Annotated in this window: 14 protein-coding genes; 11 read left to right on the top strand and 3 right to left on the bottom strand. The window is 61.6% G+C overall.

The genetic code is table 11. The features are described 5' to 3' along the window. Window positions 1-356: 356 nt before the first annotated feature. From ACQ7C1_RS07360 to ACQ7C1_RS07330, 7 genes are all read left to right on the top strand, one after another. Window positions 357-5,495 carry a DUF4082 domain-containing protein gene (locus ACQ7C1_RS07360; RefSeq protein ID WP_430957812.1) on the top strand — a complete coding sequence of 1,713 codons (5,139 nt, stop codon included), beginning with the start codon at window positions 357-359 and terminating at the stop codon, window positions 5,493-5,495. A gap of 92 nt (window positions 5,496-5,587) precedes the next feature. Next, complete coding sequence (locus tag ACQ7C1_RS07355; RefSeq protein WP_430957811.1) at window positions 5,588-6,769, top strand: GTP-binding protein; 1,182 nt, start codon at window positions 5,588-5,590, stop codon at window positions 6,767-6,769. Window positions 6,770-7,007: 238 nt separating this feature from the next. Then, window positions 7,008-11,498 carry a DUF4082 domain-containing protein gene (locus ACQ7C1_RS07350; RefSeq protein ID WP_430957810.1) on the top strand — a complete coding sequence of 1,497 codons (4,491 nt, stop codon included), beginning with the start codon at window positions 7,008-7,010 and terminating at the stop codon, window positions 11,496-11,498. A 48-nt stretch (window positions 11,499-11,546) separates the two neighbouring features. Then, the gene (locus tag ACQ7C1_RS07345; protein WP_430957809.1) at window positions 11,547-12,779 is read left to right on the top strand and encodes a GTP-binding protein; all 1,233 of its coding nucleotides are present in this window, start codon (window positions 11,547-11,549) and stop codon (window positions 12,777-12,779) included. Between the two features lie 73 nt (window positions 12,780-12,852). Continuing rightward, the gene (locus ACQ7C1_RS07340; protein WP_183699664.1) at window positions 12,853-13,158 is read left to right on the top strand and encodes a hypothetical protein; all 306 of its coding nucleotides are present in this window, start codon (window positions 12,853-12,855) and stop codon (window positions 13,156-13,158) included. 41 nt (window positions 13,159-13,199) lie between these two features. Continuing rightward, window positions 13,200-15,344, top strand: coding sequence for a peptidase domain-containing ABC transporter (locus ACQ7C1_RS07335; RefSeq protein ID WP_430957808.1), 2,145 nt, complete (start codon window positions 13,200-13,202; stop codon window positions 15,342-15,344). Further along, window positions 15,341-16,804 (top strand): HlyD family type I secretion periplasmic adaptor subunit, encoded by a 1,464-nt coding sequence (locus tag ACQ7C1_RS07330; protein ID WP_221112300.1) that lies wholly within the window; start codon window positions 15,341-15,343, stop codon window positions 16,802-16,804. The genes ACQ7C1_RS07335 and ACQ7C1_RS07330 overlap by 4 nt, the downstream gene beginning before the upstream one ends. Window positions 16,805-16,938: 134 nt before the next feature. Here ACQ7C1_RS07330 and ACQ7C1_RS07325 read toward each other — a convergent pair whose 3' ends face one another. Both ACQ7C1_RS07325 and ACQ7C1_RS07320 read right to left on the bottom strand, forming a co-directional pair. Further along, a complete protein-coding gene (locus ACQ7C1_RS07325) occupies window positions 16,939-17,835 on the bottom strand; it encodes an alpha/beta fold hydrolase (protein ID WP_430957807.1) in 897 nt (298 codons plus the stop codon). A 53-nt stretch (window positions 17,836-17,888) separates the two neighbouring features. Further along, on the bottom strand, window positions 17,889-19,964 hold the full coding sequence (locus tag ACQ7C1_RS07320) for a lytic transglycosylase domain-containing protein (protein ID WP_430957806.1): 2,076 nt from the start codon (window positions 19,962-19,964) through the stop codon (window positions 17,889-17,891). 214 nt (window positions 19,965-20,178) lie between these two features. On the opposite strand from ACQ7C1_RS07320, the gene dapA reads away from it, so the two are divergent. Both dapA and smpB read left to right on the top strand, forming a co-directional pair. Then, window positions 20,179-21,063 carry a 4-hydroxy-tetrahydrodipicolinate synthase gene (dapA, locus tag ACQ7C1_RS07315; protein WP_085777587.1) on the top strand — a complete coding sequence of 295 codons (885 nt, stop codon included), beginning with the start codon at window positions 20,179-20,181 and terminating at the stop codon, window positions 21,061-21,063. Between the two features lie 94 nt (window positions 21,064-21,157). After that, complete coding sequence (gene smpB, locus ACQ7C1_RS07310) at window positions 21,158-21,637, top strand: SsrA-binding protein SmpB (RefSeq protein WP_004675044.1); 480 nt, start codon at window positions 21,158-21,160, stop codon at window positions 21,635-21,637. 38 nt (window positions 21,638-21,675) lie between these two features. Here smpB and ACQ7C1_RS07305 read toward each other — a convergent pair whose 3' ends face one another. Further along, window positions 21,676-22,257, bottom strand: a complete 582-nt coding sequence (locus tag ACQ7C1_RS07305; protein ID WP_085777588.1) for an NYN domain-containing protein — start codon at window positions 22,255-22,257, stop codon at window positions 21,676-21,678. A 298-nt stretch (window positions 22,258-22,555) separates the two neighbouring features. Between ACQ7C1_RS07305 and rpoZ the strand changes: the two genes are divergently transcribed. Both rpoZ and ACQ7C1_RS07295 read left to right on the top strand, forming a co-directional pair. Next, entirely contained in the window at window positions 22,556-22,960 is a 405-nt protein-coding gene (gene rpoZ / locus ACQ7C1_RS07300) for a DNA-directed RNA polymerase subunit omega (protein ID WP_011424719.1), read from the top strand. A 142-nt stretch (window positions 22,961-23,102) separates the two neighbouring features. Then, entirely contained in the window at window positions 23,103-25,337 is a 2,235-nt protein-coding gene (locus tag ACQ7C1_RS07295) for a RelA/SpoT family protein (protein WP_085777589.1), read from the top strand. Window positions 25,338-25,412: the final 75 nt, after the last annotated feature.

The raw sequence follows: 25,412 nt of genomic DNA, 5'->3' as shown, positions 1-25,412 counted from the left end.
GGATTGAGATCGCATGCTCGTGCCCGATTGTAGTCCCCAGATGCAGACGGCCTTTGTCATCGCTTGGTCGATCCGGTCCGTTGCTTCCTGCCCGGGCGTTTCCAGCGTCAGTGCCGCCATGTGGCGATGATGGACGAAGCCGTCGCCGCGGCTTGAGGCCCTGCACCGAGCGCAGCGAGCTTTGCGGCCCGTCGCACCCGTCATTAGTTCATGCAACACGGCTGTTGCCCAAAGGATGCCGCCCGTAGAGCGAAAGGCGTAGGATATACTCGCTTATTTTTCGACTATACTTCCCAGAGTCGTTTTAAACGATCCTCATAGATTTGATCCGATAAATATAGCGAGAGGTACCCGCCATGTATCGCAACGCTCGCCGGTGGATTTCGCACTCACTTCTGGTGGATTCGTTGGTGCCCCGATGGCTGACCGTCGGGGGAAAGGAAAGACCGCGCAAGCCGGCCGAAAAAAGTAAGGATAGAGCTCAACTTGCGGCATCGGCGCAAACCGCCGACGGACACAAGCAGGGCGCCCTTGTCGACGATCCCTATACGGATGCGGCCCTCAACGAGCATGATGGCGGGCAGAAAGCGCACGTGAACGGCGAGGCGGACAACAGCCTCGAAGAGCGGTCCTTGCCTGACACTTTCGCAAAGCCTGGCGAAATGGGAATTCGAAGCGGTGATGCGGCCACGCTGTCGGATCTTATGCCGGAGTTTGCGAATTTCCAGGGGCCCGCGAACGGAGTTGCGTTCGGGGGTGCAGCGTCCCTTCAGCGCACCTATACCGCAATGAGCTCCATGGGCGACGATCCTCTGGCTCCCTATCTGCCGCAAAGTCCTGCGTCGACAGATTCGGGGCAAGGTGCTCCTAAGGTGGCGGCCGGGCGTGCTCATTCGGGCAAGGTAGTCATTCTCGAATCGAGCCCGTCAGGGCAGACGACAGCGCACGACGCCGGCGCGAATTCGCTGGCCTTCGGCATGCCCTTTGGCGTGTGCGGGTGCGGCTACTTTACCTCCCCCACTCGGATTCTCGATTGGGCTCATGGCGGCGCCCTGCTTCAACAGGACGGTCAATTGCCGGGGACCAGGCTGACCGAAGGGCCGGACTATGTGGCTATTAAGCAGGCCATCGGCGCCTCGGTCAGCGATCCGCTTCTCGATCGTGACTTGTCCCCACTCTCGGGGTGGCCCGGCACTGCAACATGGTCGGACGCGGCGCTCACCAATGGAACCCTGCCAGGGGGGGGAGAGACGGGAACGGGAACAAAATCCAAGGATATCGGTATCCTGTCCGGCTCTGTGACGAAGCCACCTAAGCCTTCTACGCAGGGGTCATCGACAACGCAGAGCCTGGCGGCCGCGGCGGTGGCCAGCAACGCAATCGTGCTGGAAAACCAGAAGCAGGGCAATCCGGAGAGCGAGTGGGGCATCGTCGGTGCCGGTAGCTCCAACATCGAAGGCTTTGCGACTGACATCAGCGTCGACAACGGCAAGACGATCAGCTTCAAGATCAATACCAACTCAACCAACTACCGGATCGACATCTATCGGCTCGGCTATTATGGCGGCATGGGCGCCCGCAAGGTCGCGACCATGCAGCACACCGGGTTGCAGACTCAGCCCAGTCCGTTGCGCAATGCCACGACCGGCACAGTGGACGCCGGCAACTGGGCCGTCTCGGCGTCATGGACCGTACCTGATGATGCCGTCTCGGGCGTCTACATCGCCAAGCTCGTGCGTCAGGATGGCACCGCTGGCTCGAACCACATTCCGTTCATCGTGCGCGACGACGACAGCCACAGCGACGTCGTCTTCCAGACCGCGGATGAGACCTGGCAAGCTTACAACGGCTGGGGTGGCGCAAACTTGTATGGCGGCAACGGGCCGGCGACGGGGCAAGGTGCCGGTCGCGCCTATGCGGTCAGCTACAACAGGCCGATTGCCACCCGCGGCGGGGTCGGCACTTACGCCGGTCCCCAAGACTATCTGTTCGGCGCCGAATATGCGGGAATCTATTGGCTGGAACAGAACGGCTATGACGTCTCCTACTTGTCGGGTGTCGACGCCGACCGCTATGGCAGCCTCTTGCTCAATCACAAGACCTATATCGATGCCGGGCATGACGAATACTGGTCGGGACAGCAGAGAACCAATGTCGAGGCCGCGCGCGATGCGGGCGTCAACCTGATGTTCTGGAGCGGCAACGAAGTCTATTGGCGTACCCGCTGGGGCAACGCCTATAGCGCCGACGGCACGCCTTACCGCACCCTGATCACCTACAAGGAGACATGGGCCGGCGGCGATATCGATCCTTCCGACCAATGGACAGGCACCTTCCGCGATCCACGCTTCAGCCCACCGGCTATTGGCGGCGGCAATCCCGAGAATTCGCTGACCGGTCAATTGTTCAAGGTCGACGATGTCGGCAGCAACCTCGGCGCGATCACCGTTGGCTATGATGATGCCAACCTTCGCTTCTGGCGCAATACGAGCGTTGCCAATCTTCAGCCCGGGCAGACGGCGACGCTCACCAAGAACTATCTCGGTTACGAATGGGACGAGGCGCCCGATAACGGCTTCGATCCTGCCGGCCTGGTGAAGCTGTCGTCGACGACACTTCCGGTCAGCACCTACTTGCTCGATTACGGAAACACGACCGGCAATGCGACCGCGACCCACAATCTGACGCTCTATCGCGCCCCCAGCGGTGCGCTGGTGTTCGGCGCTGGCACGGTCTACTGGACATGGGGGCTCAGCGACAATCACGACCTCACAGCGACTCCGACGGATCCTCGCGTGCAGCAGGCAATGGTCAATTTGCTTGCCGACATGGGCATTCAGCCTGGAACACTGCAGTCGGGGCTCACCGCCGGGACCGCGTCGTTGGACCACACTGCGCCGACATCGGTCATCACGGTGCCCGCCACGGCGACCGTTGGATCCACCGTGACGATTACCGGCACCGCTGCCGATACCGGAGGCGGGGTTATCGCCGCGGTCGAGGTTTCGACCGACAACGGGGCGAGCTGGCATCCGGCGACGGGCGATGAGAACTGGACTTATACCTGGCAGCCGCAAACCACGGGCACCTATACCATCCGGTCTCGTGCAGTCGATGATAACGTCAACCTGGAAACGCCCTCGGCGGGACGAACGGTCACCGTCAGCGGGCCGAATTACACCTCTCTCTTCGGTTCGGCGACGCCGGCGGTTGTCAACACCAACGATACCTCGGCGGTTGAACTCGGCGTCAAATTCCAAACCTCCGTGGCAGGCACGGTCACCGGCATTCGTTTTTATAAGGGCAGCCAGGATACCGGCACGCATACAGGTTCATTATGGTCGAGTACCGGCACGCGTGTTGCGACCCTCACCTTCACAAGCGAGACCGCCAGCGGCTGGCAGACCGCCTATTTCACCAGTCCGGTATCGCTGACGGTCGGACAAACCTACACTGCATCTTACCATACCAATACCGGTCACTATTCGTCGACCACCGGCTACTTCACCTCAAATGTAACCAGCGGTCCGCTCACGGCGCCGGCCAGCGGAAATGGCGTCTATGCCTATGGCAGCAACAGCCTATTCCCCACGAGCACCTTCCAGTCGACGAATTATTTTGTCGATGTGATGTTTACCACGTCGAGCTCGAATACGACGCCGACGGCGGTTGCCGATACGGGGGATGCGACCGAGAAGGGCGGCGTGGCGAATGGCTCGGGCGGCGTGGCCGCCAGCGGCAACGTCCTGACCAACGACACCGATCCGGATGCCGGTGACACCAAGACCGTCACGGCGGTCCGCTTCGGGGCGACGTCAGGCACGCTCGGCTCGGCGCTCACCGGCGCCTATGGCAGTCTCGTGCTCAACGCATCGGGCGCCTATAGCTATGCCATCAACGAGAACAATGCGACCGTCCAGGCGCTGCGACAGTCGACCAACACGCTGAGCGATGTCTTCAGCTACACGATGCGCGACGCTGCCGGCGCCACGGCCACGGCGAACCTGACGATCACCATCCATGGCGCCAACGATGCGCCGGTGCTGGCCGTCCAGACGACGACCCAGAACGCCACTGTCGGCTCTGCCTTCTCCTTCACGCTGCCGACGACCACCTTCACCGATGTCGACAGCGGCGACACGCTCGCTTATGCGGCAACCGCTGCCGACGGCACGGCACTGCCTTCCTGGCTGAGCTTCAACGCCTCGACACGGACCTTCTCCGGCACGCCGACGACGTCAGGCACATACGGCGTCAAGGTCACGGCGACTGACCTCGGCGGCCTTGCCGCCAACGAGACCTTCAATATCGCCGTGTCGACATCAGGCAATACGACGCCGACGGCGGTTGCCGATACGGGGGATGCGACCGAGAAGGGCGGTGTGGCCAATGGTTCGGGCGGCGTGGCCGCCAGCGGCAACGTGCTGACCAACGACACCGATCCGGATACCGGTGACACCAAGACCGTCACGGCAGTCCGTTTCGGGACGACGTCAGGAACGCTCGGCTCGGCGCTGAACGGCACCTATGGCAGTCTCGTGCTCAATGCATCGGGTGCCTATAGCTATGCGGTCAACGAGAACAATGCGACCGTCCAGGCGCTGCGCCAGTCGACCAACACGCTGAGCGATGTCTTCAGCTACACGATGCGCGACAGCGCTGGCGCCACGGCCACGGCGAACCTGACGATCACCATCCATGGCGCCAACGATGCGCCGGTGCTGGCCGTCCAGACGACGACCCAGAACGCCACTGTCGGCTCTGCCTTCTCCTTCACGCTGCCGACGACCACCTTCACCGATGTCGACAGCGGCGACACGCTCGCTTATGCGGCAACGTCCGCCGATGGCACGGCGCTGCCTTCCTGGCTGAGCTTCAACGCCTCGACGCGCACCTTCTCCGGCACGCCGACGACATCTGGCACTTACGGCATCAAGGTGACGGCAACCGATCTCGGCAGCCTTGCCGCCAACGAGACCTTTAATATCGCCGTGTCGACGGCACCGACGACCTACAGCCTGTTCTCTGCTTCCAGCACGCCGAGCCGGACCTTCAACGATGGTCAGCAGCTCGAACTTGGCGTCAAGTTCACGTCGAACGTTGCCGGAGATGTCACCGGCATCAGGTTCTATCGCAGCGCCAATGACAACGGCCAGAATGTCGTCGACCTTTGGACCGCGACAGGCACCAAGCTTGCCACCGCCACCTTCACCACCACCACCGCGAGCGGCTGGCAGACGGTGAACTTCACAAACCCAGTCACCATCGCCGCCAATACCACCTATGTCGCCTCCTATCACACGACAGGCGCTTACGTGGCGACCAGCAATTTCTTTGCGGCCGCTGTCAGCAACGGTCCGTTGACGGCGCCGGCCAGCGGCAATGGCGTCTATGCCTATGGCGGTTCCGCCACCGCAGGTCTTTTCCCGACCAACAGCTACAATTCAACCAATTACTACGCCGACGTCGTCTTCCGGCCGCAACTGGTCGCGTGATGCAAAGGGGATCGGTTTCGAATGAGGCTGACACGACGCAAATGCGGATCGCAGAGAGGAACGCGGCCTCCGCTCCCATTCAAGCGACAGCGATGAACAAGGGCCGGCTCCCTGTGACAGTGCTCGCCGGCTTTCTCGGCGCCGGCAAGACGACGCTTCTCAGCCACGTGCTGACCAATCGTCAGGGCCTCAGGGTCGCTGTCATCGTCAACGATATGAGCGAAGTGAACATAGACGCCAGTCTCATTCGAGACGGCGGCTGCAACCTGTCGCATACGACGGAGGCATTGGTTGAACTCAGCAATGGCTGCATATGCTGTACCCTGCGCGATGACCTCCTGACGGAAGTGCGGCGACTGGCCGAAGAGGGGCGATACGACTATCTGCTGATAGAGGGAACCGGCATTGCCGAGCCGCGCCCCATCGCTGCCACCTTTTCCTTCCGCGACGAGAATGGTGTTTCGCTCTCCGATTTTGCCAAACTTGACACGATGGTGACTGTCGTCGACGCCGCCAGCCTCTTGGCTGATTACAGCAGCGCCGATCTGCTTCGCGATCGCGGCATGCAGCGGGACGGCGAGGACCGGCGGACCCTCATCGACCTCTTGGTGGACCAGATCGAGTTTGCCGACGTTGTCGTGATCAACAAGATCTCGGACGCGACCGAGGAAATCCGCGCAGAAGTTCGCAAGACGGTGGCTGCGCTCAACCCGGATGCGCACCAGGTGGAGACGGACTTCGGCAAGGTTTCTCTTGCAACCATTCTCAGTACGGGCCTCTTCGACGAAGCAAAGGCCGCCGCTCACCCGTTATGGCACAAGGAACTGTACAGCCCGGGTGCTCATGTTCCGGAGACGGAGGAATATGGGGTATCGAGCTTTGTCTATCGCACGAGGCGTCCCTTCGACCCGATACGGTTTCGGGCATTCCTGGACGAGCCCTGGCCAGGGGTCATCCGCGCCAAAGGTCATTTCTGGCTGGCCACGCGACCGCGTCACGTGGGTCTGATGTCGGCGGCCGGAGCGCAACGACGCTGTGAACCCATGGGGCTCTGGTGGGCGGCCGTTCCCCGGCAGGACTGGCCGAGCCACCACCAGTTTCGCCAGCATATCGAGCGCCGATGGGACAGCGCTTGGGGCGATCGTCGGCAGGAACTCGTGTTCATTGGTGTTGACATGGACGAGACAGGCGTCCGCAGCGCGTTGGACGACTGCCTGGCCAGCTCGGATCCGCGGGACTGGTCGGCTCTCGAAGATCCCTTTCCGGCCTGGTAGCACGGGGCGACGCCGGAGTTTGCCGGCTCGACCAGCCGGACCGGCAACACAAGACCGACCAGCTTCCTCTTACACAGCGTCCGCCGCTTAGCGGAAGCACCAGACGGCTCCAGAACCGGATATGCGGTGAGGATCATCATATCGGCGTATGGAGTACCACCCACATACCCAAGATTGCTGTCGTACGTTCCGCTCCGAAAGCTGGCAGGATGAAGCTATTCAATGCTGGTCGACGGGAATGGGGACGCCGCTCTTGCTGAGATTTCATGTGAGGAATCGCAAATACTTGACTGCTGCCGGCGGCACGCCGTGCATCAGTCACGCAACCTCGGCCTGGGCCGCGCTGCTTGGAACTCCGACCGTCGTGTCTTCGAGCACTCAGGGTTCTTCCGACTTTGCCAATCAAGGCAGCGCAACCGTTCAATCATCCCTCACCGGCACCGTTACATCTTCCTTGATATCATCAGGCGACATGCAGTCGTCGCCTGCATCGTCGACGCCGATGTCGGCGACTGCCGCCGATGGCGGCGCGCAGGACACATCCACGAAGACGGCGTCGGCTGCGACGATCTTCGACACGACTTCCTCGGCATCGCAAGACATCGTACTTGCCCCGGATCCCTATGAAGAGGCTGCTACACTGCCTGCCGCCCCCGTGCTGACGGGTATTGCCAGCGATGCTGACACCGGAAGCGCCACGACGGCGGCGCCGGTGACGTCTTCCAGCAGTCTCGACACGGCTTCGTTGCGGCTTCATACCTCGATAGCATCCCTCACGGTGGAGCCGAGCCAGGACGCTTCCGCCGATACGACCGCGGTCTCAGCGCTGGCCGCACCGGCGGCGGCTCCGGCTGCGGTCACGCTCAACAAGATCGCACTGGAAAACCTGAAACAGGGCAACCCGATCAGCGAGTGGGGCCTGGAGGGCGATGGCAAGGGCACCATCCAGGGCTTCGCCACTGAAATCAGCACAAATATCGGCCAGACGGTCGATTTCAAGATCGCCACCGATTCCACGCATTACCGCATCGATATCTACCGGATGGGTTATTACGGCGGGGCCGGTGCGCGCAAGGTCGACTCGATCGAGCAGCAGCTGACCACGGCGCAGATCCAGCCGCATCCGATCGTCGACATGTCGCTCGGTCTCATCGACTGCGGCAACTGGTTGGTCTCGGCGAGCTGGCAGATTCCGACTGATGCCGTCTCCGGGGTCTATTTCGCCAAGCTGGTGCGTGAGGACGGCACCGAGGATGCCAGCATCATCCCCTTCGTCGTGCGCGACGACTCCTCGCACAGCAATATCGTTTTCCAGACCTCGGATACCACGTGGCAGGCCTATAATGCCTGGGGCGGCGCCAGCCTCTATTACGGCGATGTCCCCGTCGATCCCGCTGACATGATTGGCTACTTGCCGCCGAACTGCAGCTGCGGCCTGACCGCAATCGGTCGCGCCTCGGCGATCAGCTACAACAGGCCGATCATCACCAATACGAGCCCGGTCGGCGGCTCGCACGACTTCATTTTTGGCGTCGAGCATTCAGCCATCCAGTGGCTGGAGCAGAACGGTTACGACGTCTCCTATATTTCCGGTGTCGATGCGACGCGTAGCGGTAGCCTGCTGCTGAACCATGATGCCTTCCTGTCGGTCGGCCATGACGAATACTGGTCGGCCGAGCAGCGCACCAATGTGGAGGCCGCGCGCGATGCCGGCGTAAACCTCGCCTTCTGGAGCGGCAACGAAGTCTATTGGAAGGTTCGCTGGGAAAGCAGCATCGATGGCAGCGGCCAAGCCTACCGCACCATGGTCTGCTACAAGGAGACCTACGGCACGAGCACGGACCCGAGCAATATCGGCACCGGAACCTGGCGCGATCCGCGTTACGCCGATCCGGGGCAGGAGCCGGAAAATTCGCTGACGGGCACGATGTTTCAGGTGGACGGCTACCGCCAGGATACGATCTCCATCCCCTACGACTATTCGAACCTTCGCTTCTGGCGCAATACCGATGTGGCAGAGCTGCAGCCGGGCGAGACTTACAATCTGGTGCAGAACCTGCTCGGCTATGAATGGGATTCGGATGTCGAGAATGGATTCCGTCCGGCTGGACTGATCAACCTGTCGCTCTCCTCGGTGGCGGTCAACACTTATCTGCGCGATTACGGTTCGACGGTCGGCGATGCGGTGGCGACCCACAGCCTGACCATGTACCGGGCGGCAAGCGGCGCACTCGTCTTCGGCGCCGGCACCGTATTCTGGTCCTGGGGGCTGAACGATCAGCATCAGGGGCCGGCAACGTCAACCGATCGCAACGTGCAGCAGGCGATGGTCAACATGTTCGCGGACATGGGCATCCAGCCGACGACGCTCGATGCGAGCCTGATCCTCGCGACCCAATCGACCGACACGCTGAAGCCCACCTCGTCGATTACCTCGCCCATCGTCGGCGCAAGCTTCCTCGAAGGGCAGCATGTGACGATATCAGGAACGGCGCAGGATTTCGGCGGAGGCATCATTGCCGGCGTCGAGGTCTCCACCGATGGCGGCCAGCACTGGTTCAAGGCCACGGGCCGCGAGAACTGGAGCTATAACTGGGTCGTCCAGGCGAGCGGCACCTATACGATCCTGTCACGCGCCGTCGACGACAGCGTCAATCTGGAGGCGCCATCGGCCGGCAAGCAGGTCACCGTCACGCTGCCGGGCACGCAGGGTCTGTGGACGCTGGCGGAAAAGCCCGCGACCGAAGTAGCGGTCGATCGCGATTCAGTCGAGCTCGGCCTGCGCTTCCAAGCGACGACGGCAGGCTCGGTGGAGGGCATCCGCTTCTACAAGGGCTTCTATAACATCGGCGAACACGTCGTCAGCCTCTGGAGCAGCACCGGAACGCTGCTGGCGACCGGCGTAGCGACAGGGGAATCGCTCTCAGGGTGGCAGACGGTGATGTTCTCCAGCCCGATCCAGATCGCGGCCGGCACGACCTATGTGGCCTCCTATCACAGCAATGGCTACTACTCGCTCACCCAGAACTATTTCAACGAGCCCTATGCCAGCGGCCAACTGAAGGCCGTCGATGGCGGCGGCGTCTTCGCCTACGGCACTACGCCCAGCACATTCCCCGGCCAGAACCCCGGCGGCAGCAATTACTGGGTGGACGTGGTCTTCGATGCCGGCCCCAACAGCCAGCCGGTCGCGACCGACGACAGCGGGCTGATCACCGGCCACAACGGAACGCTTGTTATCTCCATTGCCTCGCTCCTGGCAAACGATACCGATCCCAATGGCGATGCGATGACCATCACGGCCGTCGGCAATGCCGTCAATGGCACAGTCGCTCTCAACAAGCAGACCGGCGCCATCACCTTCACGCCGGCCAACGATTATTCAGGACCGGCGAGCTTCAGCTATACGCTGTCGGACGGGCGCGGCGGCACGGATCAAGGCAATGTCAGCCTGACCGTCCAGACGGGTTCGGCTGGCGAGACACTGTTTACGGCAAGTGAGGGACCGACCGGCGGCAGCTTCAACGACAATACGGCGTTGGAACTCGGCATGAAGTTCGTCGCTTCCTCGACCGGCACGATCTCGGGCATCCGCTATTACAAGGCTGCCGACGATACCAGCCTGCATACCGGCTCCATTTGGAGAGCCGACGGCACGCTCGTCGCAACGGTCACCTTCACCAACGAGTCGCTCTCCGGCTGGCAGACCGCGAACTTCGCCATGCCGCTGCAGATCACGGCGGGTGCGACCTATGTCGCCTCCTACCACACGACCGGCACCTATGTGGCGACGTCGAATTATTTCAACACGGCACATACCAATGGCTCGCTGACGGCGCTTGCAGGCAGCAATGGCGTCTACTCGGTCGGATCAAGCTCGATCTTCCCGACGTCAAGCTATCAGTCGACGAATTACTGGGTTGACGTCGTCTTCAATCAATCGACGGGCAATACGGTGCCGGTCGCCGCCAATGACAACGGCTATACGACTTATACCAATACGGCTCTGTCGATCGCCGCTGCAAATCTGCTCGCAAATGACAGCGATGCGGATGGCAACCCGCTTGTCATCACCGGCGTCAGCGGAGCGGTCAACGGTTCGGTGTCCTACGACAACCAGACGCAGACCGTCACCTTCACGCCGACGGCAGGATATACCGGGCCGGCGAGCTTCAGCTATTCCATCGCCGACGGTCAGGGCGGCACGGCATCCGCCCAGGTTGGGCTTACCGTCAACGCCCAGGGGAGCGAGCAGAACCTCTTCAGCGCCAATGAAACGCCTGCAGTCGTCTCGGTGAACGACAATCATCCGGTTAATCTCGGCATGAAATTTCAGGCGGACACGGCCGGCTGGGTCACAGGGATCCGCTTCTATAAGGGCGCCGACAATACCGGCCCGCATAATGGTTATCTCTGGACCGCCTCGGGCACGCTGCTTGCAACCGTCACCTTCAGCAACGAAACGGCAAGCGGCTGGCAGACTGCCACGCTCACCCAGCAGGTCGCGGTCGCAGCGGATACGACCTACGTCGTTTCCTACAGCACAAACGGCAATTACTCGGCGACGGGCAATTATTTCAGCACTGAGAAGACCAGCGGCGACCTCAGGGCGTTCAGCGGCGACAATGGCCTCTATGCCTATGGATCGAGCGGGTTGTTCCCGACCAGCAGTTACAACAGCACAAACTACTATGTGGACGTGGCGTTCAAACCGCAGCTCGCGGCGTAACGCCCACAAGGATGCAAGCCGACCATCGAGCAAAGAGTGAGAGTATCGATGATGCGTGCAGACAACAGATTGCCGGTTACGGTTCTCGCCGGGTTTCTCGGCGCAGGGAAGACGACTGTCCTCAATCATGTCCTGAGTAATCGGGAGGGCCGTCGGGTTGCGGTCATTGTCAACGATATGAGCGAGGTTAACATTGATGCGGATCTCGTGCGCGAGGGAGGTGCAGACCTTCTGCGCACCGATGAGACGCTGGTAGAGCTCACCAATGGATGCATCTGCTGCACGCTCCGCGAAGATCTCCTCAGCGAGGTGCGGCGGCTGGCGGCCGCCTGCCGTTTCGACTATCTGCTGATCGAGGGCACGGGGATCGCCGAGCCTCTGCCTGTAGCAGCGACATTCTCCTTCCGCGACGAGAGTGGAGCTGCCCTTTGCGACGTGGCAAGGCTCGACACCATGGTCTGCGTCGTCGACGCGGTCAATCTGCTTGCCGATTACCGCAGCGACGAGTTTCTTGCCGATCGCGGCGAAAGGCGTGACGGGGACGATGAGCGCAAGCTCGTGGAACTGCTCGTCGAGCAGATCGAATTTTCCGATGTCGTCATCATCAACAAGGCGGGCGACGTGCCCAGCGCCGATCTCGCCGAAGTTCGCCGGGTCGTCGCAGCACTCAATCCGGATGCCCGTGTCATCGAGGCGGTCTTCGGCCAGGTGCCGCTCGGCGCGATCCTGGATACCGGCTTTTTCAGCGAAGCCAAGGCCGCCCGCCATCCACTCTGGCACAAGGAGCTTTACGGCTGGGGCGATCATGTGCCGGAGACCGAGGAATACGGCATAACAAGCTTCGTCTATCGCAGCCGCCGCCCCTTCGATCCGGCGCGGCTGGGCCGCATGCTCAAGCAGCCATTGCCCGGCGTCATCAGGGCGAAAGGCCATTTCTGGCTGGCGACCCGGCCGGACGAGATCGGTCTGCTGTCGATTGCCGGTACGCAATGCCGCATCGACACCAGAGGGTTCTGGTGGGCCTCGGTGCCGCGGGCGCACTGGCCGCGCCATCCGCAATTCCGCCAGTTACTCGACCGGCATTGGGACGATGTCTGGGGCGACCGCCGTCAGGAGCTGGTCTTCATCGGCTCCGGCTTCGACGAGGGCGCCATCCGCATCGCGCTCGACGATTGCTTGACCGGTGACGAGACGGGTTTCGATCCTCAGACCGCCGTCGGTCTTCGCGATCCGTTTCCGCCATGGCGGCACGATACGCACGCATCGAACGGAAAAATGTGAAGCGAATTTCGGATAATCCGATGCGCCGACTCAAAGGTGAACAGGTTTTGATTATCAACCAGAGGAGAGAACAATGAGCAGCGAACTTTATGCAGACGGTATCGGCGAAATCACCGTCACAGGAACGATCGTGCGCATCGACCTGATGTCGCTCTCGGCCACCGATCGGGACGCCAACAACAATCCGAAGCCGGTTTTCCGCCAGCGCATCATCATGCCTGTCGACGCCTTCGCCAATGCGGTTGATCTCATGCAGAAGGCGCTTGGCGGCTTGGTCGAGGCGGGCGCGGTCCGTCGCATCGGTGACATGTCGGCTGCAGCCGCCACCGATATCCAGTCGGTGCAGGGCGCTTCAAACGCCTCGCCGAATTTCAACTGACAACAGGGACAGCCTCGGTCTCGTAGTGTTTCGGGTGGGCCATGAGTGGTTTTCTGCATACCAACCTGCATTGTCTTGCGCTCGTCGCGCGTCACCACGGCGTCGACCTTTCTCCTGAGCGATTGCAGCACGATTATTGCGTCGGCAACGATCCGGTGGCGGTGCGGCAAATGCTCAGAATGGCCAAGGATGCCGGTCTGAGGGCCAGGCATCTGGCCCTCGACTGGCGAAGCCTGTTCCAACTCGGCGAGGCTTTCCCGGTGCTTGCCGAACTTTCGAACGGCAACTGGGTGGTCATCGCCGGCGCTCTCGGAGAGGGCGAGGATGAGCGGATCCGCGTTCTCGACCCGCTCGCCACGCGCCCCGAAGTCATGCTGCTGAGCGAGGAGCAATTCGCCAAGGCCTGGCTCGGATCGGTGGTTCTGCTGAAGCGCAACTACCGCATGTCGGATGAGGACCGGCCCTTTGGCTTCCGCTGGTTTGTCCCCGAAATCATCCGGCAGCGCAGCTTCTTCCGCGATGTGGCGCTCGCAGCTTTCGTGCTCTACGGGCTGGGTCTGACGACGCCGATGTTCTTCCAGCTCGTCATCGACAAGGTGCTCGTGCATCAGAGCTATGCGACGCTGACGGTTCTGACGGTCGGCATCGCGGTGGCGCTCGTCTTCGACGCGACCTTCAGCTTCCTGCGCCGCTATCTGCTGCTCTACGCCACCAACAGGATCGACATTCGGGTGGCGACGCGCACCTTCGGCCATCTGCTCAACCTGCCGATCGCGCTCTTCGAGCAGGCATCGGCCGGCGTTCTCGTCAAACATATGCAGCAGACGGGACGGATCCGCGAATTCCTGACCGGCCGGTTGTTCCTGACGCTGCTCGACGGCGTATCGCTCTTCGTCTTCGTGCCGATCCTGCTCCTCTACAGCGTCAAGCTGACGCTCGTGGTGCTCGGCTTCGCAGCGCTCGTCGGGCTTGTCGTGATGATGCTCGTCGGGCCGTTCCAACGCCGTCTGCAGGCGCTCTACCAAGCCGAAGGCGACCGGCAGGCCCTGCTTGTCGAAACCGTGCACGGCATGCGCACGGTGAAATCACTGGCGCTGGAAGCGCGACAGCGCAAGGTCTGGGACGATTATTCGGCGCAGTCGATCTCGGTGCGTTTCCGGGTCGAAAAAATCTCCACCATCGCCCAGTCGATGACCGGGCTTCTGGAAAAGCTGATGAGCGTGGCGATCATCGGGCTCGGCGCGCTCGATGTCTTCAGCGGTTCCATGACGATCGGCGCGTTGGTCGCCTTCAATATGCTCGCCGGCCGCGTCTCGGGGCCGCTGGTGCAAATCGTCACCATGGTGCACGAATATCAGGAAGTGGCGCTTTCCGTGCGCATGCTCGGCGAGATCATGAACCAGCGGCCGGAACAGGCCGGACGCGGCCGAGGTGTGCGGCCGCATCTGCATGGCCGCATCGAATTCGACAGGGTCACCTTCCGCTATGCTCCCGATGCGGCGCCTGCGCTCGACAATGTGTCCTTCGCCATTCCGGCGGGCTGCGTCTTCGGCGTCGTCGGCAAGAGCGGCTCGGGCAAGACGACGATCACCCGACTGATCCAGGGCCTCTATCAGAGCCAGGAGGGGCTGGTGCGCATGGACGGCTACGACAGCCGCGAAATCGATCTCGTGCATCTGAGAACCAGCATCGGCGTCGTGCTGCAGGATAATTTCCTCTTCCGCGGCACGGTGCGCGACAATATCGCTGCCGCCAAACCGGATGCCAGCATCGAGGAAATCATGGAGGTCGCCCGCATCGCCGGCGCGGAGGAATTCATCGAGCGCCTGCCGCGCGGCTTCGACACGATGCTGGAAGAAAACGCCGCCAACCTCTCCGGCGGCCAAAGGCAGCGGCTTGCCATTGCGCGCGCGCTGATCACCGATCCGAAGCTCCTGATCTTCGACGAGGCGACGAGCGCGCTCGACCCCGACAGCGAGGCGATCATCCGCGAAAATCTGAGCCGGATCGCCGCCGGGCGCACCGTCGTCATCGTGTCGCACCGGCTTTCGACGCTTGTGGATGCCGATGCCATTCTCGTCATCGATCGGGGCAAGGTCGCCGATATCGGCCGGCACGACCAACTGGTGTCGCGCTGCATGACTTATCGCCACCTGTGGGCGCAGCAAATGAGGCAGGTCGCATGAACGCGCGTGTCAGAAAATCCAGCGAGAACCTGCCAATTTCATCAGACAAGGGCGCCTCGGACCATGGCCCCTCGAATAAGGGGCCAGACGGAAGGACCGGGTTGCTCGTCGCCCGCCCGCCGCTGCCGCCTGTTATCGCGGAATTTCAGTCCGATGCCGTCGAGCTCGAGGAACGTGCTCCGCCGCGCGTTGCGCGCATGACGCTCTATTGCGTAACGGCGCTGATCGCTGCGACCATCATCTGGGCCTCCGTCTCTGAGATCGACGAGGTGGTGATCGCGCCCGGCAAACTCGTCACCACGCAACCGACCATCGTCGTCCAGCCGCTGGAAACCTCGATCATCCGCACGATCGATGTGAAGGCCGGCGAGGTGGTGCGTGCCGGACAAACGCTCGCAACGCTCGACGCCACTTTCAGCCAGGCCGATGTCGACCAGCAGCAGGCGAAGTTCTCCGCACTCGACGCCCAAGTGAAGCGCATCGAGGCGGAACTTGCCGGCGATGACTACACAATGATGGCCGGATCGACGCCCGACGAGATGCTGCAGTTGCAGCTCTTCGGCCAGCGGCGGGCCTTCTACACGGCGCAGCTGCAGAATTTCGAGCAGCAGATCGCTGGCCAGTCGGCAGCGCTTGCCGCGGCCAAGAACCAGGAAGCCGTGCTCATCGACCGACGCGACACGCTCTCGCAGATCGAAGGCGCGCGCGAGCGGCTCTTTAACACGCAGAGCGGCTCGCTGATCACCATGCTCGGCTCGCGCGACGCCCGCCTCGACGTCGAGTCCGATCTGACGGCCGTGCGCGGCAAGGCCGACGAAGCCGCGCATACCTTTGCCAAGCTGAAAGCCGACCGGCAGGCCTTTATCGAGGATTTCCGCCGCGCCGCGATGGAACAGCTGGTCGAGCTGCGCGGCCAGCGCGACATGGCGGATGAAGAGCTGAAGAAGATGGAGCTGCGCCGCAACATGGTGTCGCTGACAGCACCTGCCGACGCCGTCGTGCTCGACCTCGCCCAGCGCTCCATCGGCTCCGTGGTACGCGAAGCCGAACCGATCGTCACACTGGTGCCGATCAACGTGCCGCTCGAAGCCGAAGTCTCGATCAACACCCGCGACATCGGCCGCATCGCCGTGGGTAAGGAGGCCCGCATCAAGCTGGACGCCTATCCATTCCAGAAATACGGCACCGCGTCGGGCGAGGTTCGCACCATCAGCCAGGACACGTTCATGACCGGCCAGCAGCAGGAACAGACCGCCACCCCGGGCCAGCCGGCCGCGCCCTTCTTCAAGGCTCGCATCCTGCTTGCCGATACGAGGCTGAACGTCTCGGACGTGCCGGTCAGGCTGCTGCCGGGCATGACCGTCTCCACAGAGATCAAGGTGGGCAACAGAACGGTGATCTCCTATTTCCTCTATCCGCTGCTGCGCGGCCTGGATGATGCCATCCGGGAACCGAACTGAGGGGGGCCGCAGACGAGGTGTGGGCGAGGGGCGTCCTACGCACGCCGGGGATGGAGGTGGCGCCAGGCCTCCAGGCGGCCGCCCCCAAAAGCGTCTGTGTATCAGCGGAAGCCGCATCCGTTTGCAGATACAGCCTACCGGCAAGTGGCCAGAAAAGCGCGAATTGCTGCAGAGATATTGCCGAGATGGAGGAGGGGCGCATGTCCTTGCCCTCCGGCGGTATGAAGGACCAATCCGGGATGCAGTCGGGCCATTTCGTTCACTGTTTCCTGCGACAGCAGCGGTGAATTTTCACCGCGGATCAACATCAGCGGAAAGCGGCTCAGGCTTTCGAATTGTGCCCACAGATCGGGTAGCGGCTGGCTGAAATCGATCGATCTCAGTGCCTCGGCGATAGCCGGATCGAAGTCGGCGACCGGCCTTCCGCCGACGTCGCGATATAGCGCAAGCGCCATTTCGCGCCAGTCCTCGCCCGTAAGCGCAGTAAACGAGGCGCCATGATTCACCCGCAATATATCGGCCGCCTCTTTCCAGTCGGCCGGCTTCCTGCCGCTGTTTAGGTAGTCACGAATGAGCGCCAGCCCTCCCGCCTCGATCGCCGGTCCGATATCGTTCAGGACCACGGCTTCGAGAAGATCCGGCCGTGCCGCCGCGATCAAGTGCAGGATCAGGCCGCCACGCGACGTGCCGATGAAAACCGCCCGCTCGATGCCGAATGCCGTGCAGGCGGCAATGATGTCGCCGGTCTCGACAGCGAGATTGTAATTGGCCTTGTTCTCATCCCATGCGGAATTTCCGCGCCCGCGCGAATCGAGGGCGATCACTCTACGCGGGCCAGTTCTGTCGCGGCTGAGAAGCAGCGCAAGCGGATGAAAGTCCCGGGCATTGCGGCTCAGACCGGGCAGGCAGATCACCGGCAACCGTTCGGCGGCTGCCGCCTCCTCGGGCCGGTAGTCGCGGGCATAAAGCCTCAGCCCATCGGAAGAAGCGTAAAATCGTTCCTGGAAACTGCCTGCATCCATGTCCGGCATCGCATCCTTCAAGACCGACGATGTAAATTGCCTTTCAAGCCGCGCCAACGACTTCAGGAGGCGCTGCGTCCGCCGATCAGATCGCGCTCGATATCCGTCGGCTGGCCGAGGCGAGCCTTGTAGACTTCATAATTCTCCATCACCCGCTGTACGTAATTGCGCGTCTCGGGGAAGGGGATGCGTTCGATCCAGTCGACGATTTCGTCGATCGGCCTGCCGCGTGGGTCGCCGTAGCGTCCGATCCATTCCGGCACGCGCTTCGGCCCGGCATTATAGGCGATGAAGGTGAGGATATAGGAGCCACCGAAGGCTTCGATCTGCTCGCCGAGATAATGCGCGCCGAGGGTCGCATTGTAGCCCGCATCGGCCGTCAGCTTGTCCTTCGAAAAGGTGATGTTGTGGCGCTTGGCCACCGCCTGAGCCGTGCCGGGCAGAAGCTGCAGCAGGCCGCGTGCATTCGCTGCCGAAACGGCGGCCGGATTGAAGGCGCTTTCCTGCCGGGCAATGGCATAGGCGAGCGCCTTGCCGGAGCCGGAGATATTGGCATTCGGCGGGATTACGCCGACGGGAAAGGCGAGCGCGGCGACATCGATGCCTCGGCCATAGGCGATTTTGCCGACCTGCAGTGACAGATGATGATTGCCTGATTGCTCGGCCTGCGCCGCAAGGATCGCCAGTTCACCGGGACTTTGCAGCTGATCGGCGAGTGCGAGATAGAGGATGTCGGCCCGCCAACCGTGGCCGGCTGCCTCAAGCCGGGCGATTGCCTGCACGGCCTCGCGCGCCTGGAAACGCTGGCGGTCGGCTGCGCTCGGCGTGGGATAGCTGACGTTGAGCGTCTTGCGTCCAAGCCTTTCGGCAGCGAGCTGTCCATAGAAGGTGCCGGGAAAATTCGCGGCCTTGCCGTAGAATTCGCCGGAACTGCCGGGGCCGCCGGCCTCGGCTGCTCGCCCGAGCCAGTACCAGGCGCGCGACACCGAGATGGGACCGTTCGAAGTCGCCAGAATCTTGCGGAAATGCTTTTCCGCCGTTGTCGGGTCCTGCAGTCCGCGCAGCGCATACCATCCGGCATGGAATTCGGCCTCGACGATATCAGTCGGGCTGGTTGCCGCGGAGCTTGCGACGACGCGATAGGCCGGTCTGAATTGTCCCTGGTCGAAGAGGCCGCGGCTGACGATCCGCTGCTCGTTCCACCATTCTCCGGAATTGACAAGTTCGCCCGGCTCGCGCGGCATCTTTTCCAGAAGCGCCGCCGCTTCGGCATATTTGTCCTGCCTGCGCAGATATTCGATGCGCGCGAACAGCAGGCCGGCATCGCCACGCCATTTCGCCTCGACGCTATTGAGCAGCGCGTCGGCATTGGCAGCTTTGGCGTCGACGGCGGCCCAGGCTTTGTAGAGGGACTGCGCCTCGCCCATGTCGCCGAAGCGCTTGGCCTGCGCCACCCGACCACGATACATCAGATAGTCCATCCGCGCCTTGTGGTCGGCTGGCGTCAGCAGGGCGGAAAACTCGAGGAGGATCTTGTCTTCGCTCGCCTTGTCGAGCGCCTCGGTGCGCCAGACCTTGCGGATATACTTTGCTGCCTGCGCCTGCTTGCCTGTCGCAATCAGCGCCCGCCCGAGAATGATGGCGCCCTGCATCGTCTCCGGCGCGGTGTCGCCGAAGGCGGCGAGCACGGCTGACGGGTCGGGGTTTTCGTCGTAGAGCGCGCGTTCGGAATAGGCGCGCAGCCTGGAAAGGCCAGGCCATCCCTTGAGCTCCTGCGCAGCACTGGCGATTTGATAGGAGGGAACGCCCTTCAAGCCGGAGACGGCGATCGCCCAGGTGAGGATATGGCGATCGAGCGTATCCTGGCGCATGCTGTCGCGGATTGACAGAGCCAGTTGCGGGTTCTTGGCAGAAAGCGCGTCGAGTCCGGTTTTCAGATCATTGGCGAGCGGCGCAACGGCCTGATTGCGCGGGATGGCGCCGGTTGTCAGCGCTTCCGGTATGGAGGTCTCTGGGACGAAGCCGATCGGCTTGACTTCAGGCGTCGGAATGCTTTCGCCGGGAAGCGGGGACGCAACGCTGCCCCACGCGGCGGCAACGAAGCCGAAGGCGGTCAGAATCAGGACAGCTTTCTTCATCCGGGATCTCGCAACGGAAAACACGCCCTGTTCATTTGGCTAGAGGCTTCTTAACGAAACCTTACCGTACCAGGTAAAATTCATTCACATCTGCTATCGGAATTTGCCCTAAACCGAACTCTCCGCGCTTGTCGCGATGATTTCAGCGCTTTATGGTGCGCAAAATATTCATGGAATGCGGCCGAAGCAAGGATTTGGTCGTGAGGAGCTTTGCATGTTCAATGGGTCCATTCCCGCCCTCGTCACCCCCTTCACCGATGCCGGACTGATCGACGAAGCGAGCTTCGCTGCCCATGTCGACTGGCAGATCAAGGAAGGCAGCAGCGGTCTCGTTCCGGTGGGAACGACCGGCGAATCTCCGACGCTGTCGCATGCCGAGCACAAGCAGGTCGTGGAACTCTGCATTGAAGTGGCGGCAAAACGCGTTCCGGTCATGGCCGGCGCCGGTTCGAACAATACGCGTGAGGCGGTCGAACTCGCCCAGCACGCCGAAAAGGTCGGCGCCGACGCCGTGCTCGTCGTCACGCCCTATTACAACAAGCCGACGCAGAAGGGGCTGATTGCGCATTTTTCTGCGATTGCCGAGGCCGTCGCCCTGCCGATCTATATCTACAATATTCCGGGCCGTTCGGTGATCGATATGACGCCCGAAACGATGGGTGCTCTCGTCAAGGCACACAGCAATATCGTCGGCGTCAAGGACGCGACGGGCAAGATCGAGCGTGTTTCCGAGCAACGCATCACCTGCGGCAAGGATTTCAGGCAATTGTCCGGCGAGGACGCGACAGCCCTCGGTTTCAACGCCCATGGCGGCGTCGGCTGCATCTCGGTGACGGCCAATGTCGCCCCGCGCCTCTGCGCCGATTTTCAGGCCGCGACGTTGGCCGGTGAATACGCCCGCGCGCTCGAATATCAGGACCGCCTGATGCCGCTGCACAAGGCAATTTTCCTTGAGCCGGGTCTCTGCGGCGCCAAATACGGTCTCTCCAAGCTCGGCCGCATGAGCCGTAACGTCCGCTCGCCGCTGCTTTCGACGCTGGAGCCGGCAACCGAAGCAGCGATCGATGCCGCCATGCGTCATGCAGGATTGCTGAACTGAGGAGACCGGCCGCCTTCACAAGGCCGGCTCGTTCCCTTACATAAGGGGTAAGCAATGAGGGCGCGGCTTTTCGCGCCCCGAAGGGAATATCGTCATGGCCCCCAAAGGCAGCCAGCGCGTGGTGAACAAGGTCGTGGCCGAAAACCGCAAGGCCCGCTTCAACTACGAGATCATCGATACTTATGAGGCAGGTCTGGTGCTGAAGGGCACGGAGGTCAAGTCGTTGCGCGAAGGCAAGGCCAATATCGCCGAATCCTACGCATCGGATGAGGACGGCGAGATCTGGCTGATCAATTCCTACCTGCCGGAATATCTGCAGGCGAACCGTTTCAATCATGAGCCGCGCCGGCGCCGCAAGCTGCTGCTGTCGGGCCGTGAAATCCATCGCCTGCGCTCCGCCGTCAACCGCGAAGGCATGACGCTGGTCCCGCTGAAGATCTATTTCAACGATCGGGGTCGGGCGAAGATGGAGCTGGCGCTCGCCAAGGGCAAAAAATTGCACGATAAGCGCGAATCCGAGAAGGAGCGCGACTGGAACCGGCAGAAGAGCCGCTTATTGAAGGATAACGGCTAACCCATCACGCCGCAGCCGATCGGCTCGCGACGCTTCGATTAGTCCCCGAAATCGCTGGCTGGGGCGACTTCGACCGGGCGCGGCGCCCGTTCCGCGGGATCGCGACCGATCTCAGCTTTCAGCGACAAGAGATCAATGAAATGATCGGCCTGCCGGCGCAGGTCGTCGGCGATCATCGGCGGCTGCGTCGCCATGGTCGAGATCACCGAGACTTTGCGGCCTCTGCGTTGCAGCGCTTCGACGAGGTTCGTGAAGTCGCCGTCGCCGGAGAAGATGACGAGATGGTCGACGGTTTCCGACTGCTCCATGGCGTCGATCGCCAGCTCGATGTCCATGTTGCCCTTGATCTTCCGCCGGCCCATGGAGTCGGTGAATTCCTTGGCGGGCTTGGTGACGACTTTGTAGCCGTTATAGTCGAGCCAGTCGATCAGAGGACGGATCGATGAATATTCTTGGTCCTCGATCAACGCCGTATAATAGTAGGCGCGCAGGAGGTAGCCGCGTTTCTGGAATGCCTTCAAGAGCTTGCGGTAATCTATGTCGAAACCGAGGCTCTTGGATGCAGCGTAGAGGTTGGCGCCGTCAATGAAGAGTGCAATTTTTTCGCGTGGGTCAAACATCGCTTATCAATTCCAATGAGAGAAATCGAAATTCGCAGGGCATCAAATTGCAATAAATACAATGGCTTATTGTGATCCTTGATCTGATGCTTACTTTACCATCTATTCATATAAGAGAGATTTAGGGCACGATTCCGCATATTCCAAGCAACCTTTGGTAGAATTGTCACATTCTCCATGGAAATTTAGCTCGGCACCGGATAAAGACGAGGGGAGCCGGAACGAAAAACTTGTATTTGCCCGGTTTTAATTGTATCGGGCGTGCTAATCCCGAAATGACGACCGTAAAGGACAGGCAATGGCCCGTGTCACAGTTGAAGATTGCATCGACAAGGTGGAGAACCGCTTCGAGCTGGTTCTGCTCGCCAGCCACCGCGCCCGGCTGATTTCCCAGGGTGCCTCGATCACCATCGATCGCGACAACGACAAGAATCCTGTCGTGGCGCTGCGCGAGATCGCCGACGAGACGCTTTCCCCCGATGATCTCAAGGAAGATCTGATCCATTCGCTGCAGAAGCACGTCGAAGTCGACGAGCCCGAGCCCGATCCGGCCAGCATGATCGCGGCCGGCGGCGCTGCTGCCGCCGATAGCGAGGAGCAGGATGACCTGCCGGAGACGATCACTTTCGACCAGATGTCGGAAGAAGAGCTGCTTGCCGGTATCGAGGGCCTGGTGCCGCCGGAAAAGAGCGACGATTATTAAGCGTCTCGACCGGATCTGAACCGGAAAAGAGCGACGATTACCAATCGTCAATCTTGCGCCTTTATTGCTTAGGCATATTATTGCCCATGTGTGCGCCAATCGTTGATTGGCGCGCTTTTATTTTTGTCGGAGTGGCTTTGGAATGATGCGGCAGTACGAGCTCGTGGAGCGGGTTCAGCAATACAAGCCCGATGCCAATGAAGCACTGCTGAACAAGGCCTATGTTTACGCCATGCAGAAACATGGCCAGCAGAAACGCGCGAGCGGCGACCCATATATTTCCCATCCGCTCGAGGTCGCTGCCATCCTGACCGATATGCATCTCGATGAATCGACGATCGCGGTCGCCCTTCTGCACGACACGATCGAGGATACGACGGCGACGCGCGCCGAAATCGACGAACTCTTCGGTGAGGACATCGGCCGCCTGGTCGAGGGGCTGACGAAGATCAAGAAGCTCGATCTGGTCACCAAGAAGGCCAAGCAGGCGGAGAACCTGCGCAAGCTGCTGCTCGCCATATCAGATGACGTGCGGGTGCTCCTCGTCAAGCTCGCCGACCGCCTGCACAATATGCGTACACTCGATCACATGTCGGCCGACAAGCGTGCCCGCATCTCCGAGGAGACGATGGAAATCTATGCGCCGCTCGCCGGCCGCATGGGCATGCAGGATATGCGCGAGGAACTCGAGGAGCTTTCCTTCCGGCACATGAACCCGGAGGCCTACGAGACCGTCACGAAAAGGCTGGAAGAGCTCTCCAAACGCAACGAAGGCATCGTCAAGAAGATCGAGGCCGAATTGCGCGACCTGCTGGTCGCAAGCGGCCTGACGAGCGCCTATGTCAAGGGCCGGCAGAAGAAGCCCTATTCGGTCTTTCGCAAAATGCAGTCGAAGTCGCTCTCCTTCGAACAGCTTTCCGATGTCTACGGCTTCCGTCTGATCGTCGAGGACATTCCATCCTGTTACCGGGCGCTCGGCATCGTCCATACGCGCTGGCGCGTCGTGCCCGGCCGGTTCAAAGATTATATCTCGACGCCGAAGCAGAACGATTACCGTTCGCTCCACACCACCATCGTCGGCCCCTCCAGCCAGCGCATCGAGTTGCAGATCCGCACGAAGCGCATGCACGAAATCGCCGAGTTCGGCATCGCCGCCCACACGCTCTACAAGGATGGCGCCACCAATGCCGATGGCGACATTCTTTCGCGCGAATCCAATGCCTATTCCTGGCTGCGCCATACGATCGAGGCGCTCGCCGAGGGTGACAGCCCGGAGGAATTCCTTGAGCACACCAAACTCGAACTCTTTCAGGATCAGGTCTTCTGCTTCACGCCGAAGGGCAAGCTGATTGCCCTGCCGCGTGGTGCCACCCCGATCGATTTCGCCTATGCGGTGCACACCAATATCGGTGACACGACGGTGGGCGCCAAGATCAACGGCCGCATCATGCCGCTGGTGACGCGGCTGGCGAATGGCGACGAGGTCGAGATTATCCGCTCCGGCGTGCAGGTTCCGCCGGCGGCGTGGGAAGAAATCGTTGTCACCGGCAAGGCGCGGGCTGCCATCCGCCGCGCCACCCGCATGGCGATCCGCAAGCAATATGCAGGCCTTGGCCACCGCATTCTCGAGCGCACCTTCAACCGGGCCGGCAAGATTTTCTCGCGCGAGGCGATGAAGCCGGCGCTGCACCGTCTGGGCCAGAAGGATGTCGAGGATGCAATCGCCGCCGTCGGTCGCGGCGAGATGTCCTCGCTCGACGTGCTGCGCGCCGTCTATCCTGATCACCAGGACGAGCGCGTCACCGTCAAGCCTTCCGGCGATGACGGCTGGTTCAACGTCCGCAGCGCCGCGGGCATGATCTTCAAGATTCCCGGAAAGGCTAAAACAGGGGCCGAAGGCGGCCATTCGGAACTCGATGCCGATGTCGATGTCGGCCCGATCCGCGGCCTGTCCGGCAATGTCGACGTCAAGTTCGCCTCGACCGGCGCCGTGCCCGGCGACCGCATCGTCGGCATCATGGATCAGAGCAAGGGCATTACCATCTATCCGATCCAGTCGCCGAGCCTGCAGCGTTTTGACGATCAGCCCGATCGCTGGATCGACGTGCGCTGGGATCTCGACGAGGCCAACAAATCGCGTTTCATGGCGCGTATCATGGTGAATGCATTGAATGAGCCCGGCACGCTTGCCAAGGTCGCCCAGACCGTGGCCGGGCTCGACGTCAATATTCGCATGCTGAACACGGTGCGCGTGGCAGCCGATTTCACCGAGATGATGCTCGAAGTCGAGGTGTGGGACCTGCGGCAGCTCAACCAGTTGCTCGCCCAGATGAAGGACCTGGATTGCATCGCCACGGTCCGGCGGCTCTATGAGTAGGCTTTTGTCAGGCCTGCCATGGAGCTGATCGACCAAAATGCACATTTTATCATCGGTCTCTACTCGCGACGGCGC

The organism is Rhizobium sp. Nf11,1 (genome assembly GCF_050587665.1).
Classification (GTDB): Bacteria; Pseudomonadota; Alphaproteobacteria; order Rhizobiales; family Rhizobiaceae; genus Rhizobium.
This window is presented reverse-complemented; position numbering and strand designations above follow the sequence as displayed.